Here is a 5281-nt window from a genome sequence, read left to right on the forward strand (position 1 = left end):
GTAGTGACGGAGGTGTCATCCATACCACTCACCATGGTATTCCCTTTCTCCCTGTGTTTTCCGCTGTGGTAAGAAGAATGAACTACCTGTACCTGAGGTACCAGCCCACTACGGTTCCCTTTCTCATCCCTGCTGACATCAATTCCGTAACCCGCTTCAACAGATGACGTCCAGTTGTGGGAATGGTATTTTTCTTCCGGTAAGCCACCGCCGTAAACCTTATTATCGAACTTACCGTACATGCTCCAGATGTCCACATACGGTCCGCTCAGAGGATCATGGCTGCCATACCAGGTTCCGTAGAGACCACCGCTGTATCCACGTACACTACCTGCAGCTGAACCCTCCTTACCGTCAATCTGGTTATGGTCGTCACCCACCATACCCATCACGCCGGCCCGGAAACTGCCTTCACCCACCGGAACCCTCAGTACATCAGAGCCAATGTGCAATAAGGTCTGGCGGTCATGACGTTTACCACCTGCACCATCCATCTCAGCCACTTTCCCTGTCAGACGCGCCCAGGAGGCTCTTTCCGGTTCACCATTTTCGCCGGCCAGCAGTCGGGCAGGTCCCTGCCGGTCAAAGAGAGTATGTACCTGCATGGTATCCGCAAACTGGCGGTTCCCCAGATACGCCCCCACTTCAGGACGGTAATGATCCTTACCACCAGGCGTACTGGCCGGAGACACCAGGTACCAGTCGTCAGCCACGCCGCCAGTACCACCACGCAGCAGTCTGTAGTTATAGGGGCCCATCGCTATCACACCCCCACGATAACCGTCTGAAGCAGAGGACAGACTGAAGGCACCGGCATCCGTGGTAGCACCGTTGCGGGTTTCCACAAGGCGAATGCCCCTGGTAGTATTTGCACCCTCACCTCCGGCATGACGTACTACCAGATCTGACTTACCGGAGGCTTTACCACCGTCAATAACTACACGGTCTGTTGCAGAGCTGTCACCGCCGAGATATGTGTTCAGAACGATTTTCCCGTTCTGTCCGGTATAGTCTCCTTTCACAACCAGAGTATTACCCGTCTTACTACCAGCGAGGTTTACCGTACCGCTGTTGACCAGACCGCCAGCCAGTGTCAGCGTACTGGCAGGTGCTGACTCATGCCCTTTCAGGGCATTCAGCGCGCTGACAGTCCCGGCGTTGACGACTTTACCGCCCACAGTGCCCTGTCCGCCAAGCGTACCGCCGGAAGCCACTTTCACATCACTGGCACCTTTACCACCCAGCGTGGTGTCTGCCCCGGTCAGTATCACACTGGCACCGGACGCAATGGCCGTACCGGCTGTCATGGCTTCATTCTTACTGTCAACCGTCAGCGTACCACCATTGACGTTCAGTTGACCGCCACCAGTCATCTCACCTTTCACACTGCCGCCCTGTGCCACATTCAGTGTACCGTCATTCAGGGCCAGCGTACCGTTCTGTTCGACCTCCAGACTACCGACAGACTGCGTGGTTTTGTTCAGGTCGGCAGTGGCATCTCCTTTCACGTCCAGTTTCGCTGTTTTACCCAGTGCGTTATCTGCATCGGTACGCAGCGTACCACTCAGAACTGTCGTGTCACCGGTATAATCGTTGCTGCTGTTTGACAGGGAAACAAGCTCATCCTTACCGGCATCAGTGGCGAGATTACCGCTACCTGTGATGCGTGCTGACATATCCGCTGCAGCGCCGGTAGCACCAGGATCGCCCGCCAGTGTCAGGGTCTTGTCTTTCTGGAGATCCAGTTCTTTCAGACCGTAGTTCACATACAGGCCATCCTGGCTGCCGGACTCACCGGCGGTAGTCAGACGGTAATCATAGGTACCTTTTGCCACCACATCGCCATCCTGAGCAATGTTCACCTGCGTGGCTGCCGATACTGTATTACCGTTCTGATCCACCAGTTGCAGATTCCCGCCACTGCCCGTCACCTCACCGGCACTGACCAGCTGCAGAACCACATCTGAGTCGTCCTGTGTCATCAGCGATGAGGCGGTGGCAGTTTCAGGACGTGGCACGTACGGATCCGGGATCTTAATCTGCACGGTTCCGTCACCGGACGCATCCAGTTTTCCTGCTTTCACATAACCCGATGCAATCTTCTCATCCGGTGCAATCCCGTTGAATACCAGACTACCACCGGCGAACGTCAGTCCTCCAATAGCCTGCTCACCATCAGCCACAGTCGTGGTACTGCCGCTGTCAGCCTTCAGGGTTGCATTTGTCAGCGTGGTTGTATTGACTCCGCCGAGCAGCAGGTTCGCGTTGTTCAAATCCAGCGTTCCTGTAAAGGCATTACCCGTTGAGGAAGAGAAATCAAAGTCCCCACCGGACGCATCGACTTTCAGTACACCGGCGCCCAGCAGTTCATTTTTCAGGGCATAAGAGCCGGAAGTGGTTAAATCAATCAGCCCGTTATCATTCAGCACCGCAGCGGACGGAAGAGTTTCATCCGTCACATGCAGCGTGTTTCCGGACTGTACATCGTATGTACCGGCAAACTGACTGTTCTTCTCTGTCGCTGTCACATCTGAACTGCCGGTAAGTGCAATGGTCCCCGTCCCTGTAACGGCACTGATCAGATTGCCGGTATAGTCATCCAGTGACAGAATACCGTCACTGTTAGTGTCGACGGTTGCGGTACCCAGATTTTTTTCCGCAGACGCATGCAGTCGTGTCCCGTCCTGTACATCAAATGTCCCGGCAAACTGACCATTTTCACCGGTTGCAGTAACATCCGAGCCATTCTCCAGCGCCACAACACCCTGACCACTGACTGCATTTTTCAGGGCTCCGGTCACAGCATCAAGGATCAACGTACCGGCATCCGCGACAGCACCACTGCCAAGCCCGGCGATATCTTTCAACAGTACCGTTGCCCCGGAGGCAATGGCAGTATCCGCTGTCATGCTGTTATTTGCATTTTCAACGGTCAGCGTGCCGCCATTAACATTCAACTGACCACCGCCAGTCATCTCACCGGTCACATTGCCGCCCTGGGCCACATTCAGTGTACCGTCGTTCAGCGCCAGCGTACCGTTCTGCTCAACGTCCAGACTTCCCACAGACTGCGTGGTTTTGTTCAGGTCGGCAGTGGCATCCCCTTTCACGTCCAGTTTCGCTGTTTTACCCAGTGCATTATCCGCATCGGTACGCAGTGTTCCGCTCAGAACCGTCGTGTCACCGGTATAGTCGTTGCTGCTGTTTGACAGGGAGACCAGTTCACCACTGCCTGCATTCGTGGCCAGATTACCGCTGCCGGTAATACGTGCCGACATATCTGCTGCATTGCCCGTGGCTCCCGGGTCACCGGCCAGCGTCAGGGTCTGGTCTTTCTGAATATCCAGCTCTGTCAGACCGTAGTTAACATAAAGGCCATCATCACTACCGGACTCACCCGTTGTGGTCAGACGATAGTCATAAGTACCTTTCGCCACCACATTGCCATCCTGAGCAATATCCACCTGCGTGGCTGCCGTGATGGTATTACCATTCTGATCCTTCAGGACCAGATTGCCGCCGCTGCCGGTTACATTACCGGAACTGACCAGTTGCAGCCCCACATTCGCATCATCCTGAGTCATCAGAGATGACGTTGTGGATGTTTCGTGACCAGGCACATACGGATCCGGAATATTGATTTGTACGTTCCCGCTGCCGGAGGCATCCAGTTTTCCGGCAGTGATATGACTTGTGGCAACTTTCTCATCCGGTGCCGTACCGTTAAATATCAGACTACCACCGGCAAACGTCAGACCACCGATAGCCTGCTCGCCGTCAGCCACAGTTGTGGTACTGCCGCTGTCAGCCTTCAGCGTCGCATTTGTCAGCGCAGTCGTGTTAACACCACCGAGAGAAAGAAGCGCATTATTCAGGTCAAGGATCCCCGCAAAGGCATCCCCTGTCGTGGAGGCAAAATCAAAAGTCGAACCGCCGTTATCCACTTTCACAGTACCTGTACCGGTCAGCTGGTTTGCAAGCGTCCGTGCAGCAGAACCCAGCACTTCCAGTACAGAGGCCTGGTCAATATCCACCGCGGCACCACCGGCTGGCTTACCGCCAAGGGTGTGACCATTATCGAGACTGACGATGGAGCCATTGCGCAGGTCAACCTGGTCATAATTCAGAATATCTGATGTTGCTCCATCCAGATGATAGCCGTCCGTTACGCCATCAAATACAGCCGTGGAAGTACCGCTGCCACCGTTCAGGGCAGTAAAGGTGTTACCATTACCCTGGATAGTTACAGTATCATTACCGGCAGAACCACCTACCGTACTGGCTGTTGCACCGTTCTCAAGCAGAACAGTGTTTGTTCCGCTGCCATTCAGCGCAATGTTGCCACCAACAGTACCGCCATCAACAGTAATCGTGTTATCACCACTGGTTGTCACAATATCAGCACTGATTGTACCTGTATTGGTAACCGTGCCATTTGCACCGTTCATTGCCACGTTACCGTTAATCGTCCCGGCATTGTCGACGGTTGCATCATCGGCCCCCATGGCCAGTGCAGCATTACCCGATGCAGATGCGGTGATAACGCCTGACGCCGTGTTTGTGAAGTTTGTTGCATTTGCCGCATCCACAGTGGGCGCCGTGGTACTGGCAGACTCAAGCGTGCCACTGTTCGTTGCGGCGGTCACGCCACTCCCCAGTTTCAGAGCTGAGCCACCCGATGCACTGGTGACATTCACATTGACAGCAGTATCAACAGTGCCGCTGGTATTAGCGTTAATACCTGTGCCACCCGCACCAGAGACATTAATTGTCAGGCCGGAAGAGCCGGACAGGTCGAGATTGCCGGTTGTTGCCGAGCCATCAGCATTTTCAAACGCAATACCGGTTCCGGCGCCTGACACATTGATGGTTCCGCTGTTTGTTTTATCGATAGTGACCGACGTACGAACCCCGGCACCATCAGCCACATCAATGGTGGTGTTTGTCAGTTGCAGGTTAGTCAGGTTACCGGCGTTCTCAATCGCGTTGCCGGTTGCCCCGGCAGCATTCACAATAATGTGCGCGTCTTTTACACCCAGACGGGTGGCATTATTACCAATCAGCACACCATGTGCCGTCCCCTGAGCCTCAATACTTCCTAAACCACTACCAACCAGATCAAGTTCACCGACAGCCAAATCAATGGCTGCATGACCATCAGTAGCCAGCACTGAACCGCTGTTGGTAATTGTGGATGTTTGCCCCTGGTCACCAGCACCGACATAGATTGCTGTGCCGTTCGCAGTGACAGAACCGCTGTTGTCAACCTCCCCACCCAGTA

1 protein-coding gene is annotated in these 5281 nt (G+C 54.5%); it reads right to left on the minus strand.

What is annotated here, in order from left to right; translation table 11 throughout:
* Positions 1–5281, minus strand: a 5281-nt coding sequence (locus GTGU_RS10525; RefSeq protein WP_038156526.1) for an autotransporter outer membrane beta-barrel domain-containing protein, incomplete at both ends; no start/stop codon positions are given.

This window comes from Trabulsiella guamensis ATCC 49490 (assembly GCF_000734965.1).
Lineage (GTDB): Bacteria > Pseudomonadota > Gammaproteobacteria > Enterobacterales > Enterobacteriaceae > Trabulsiella > Trabulsiella guamensis.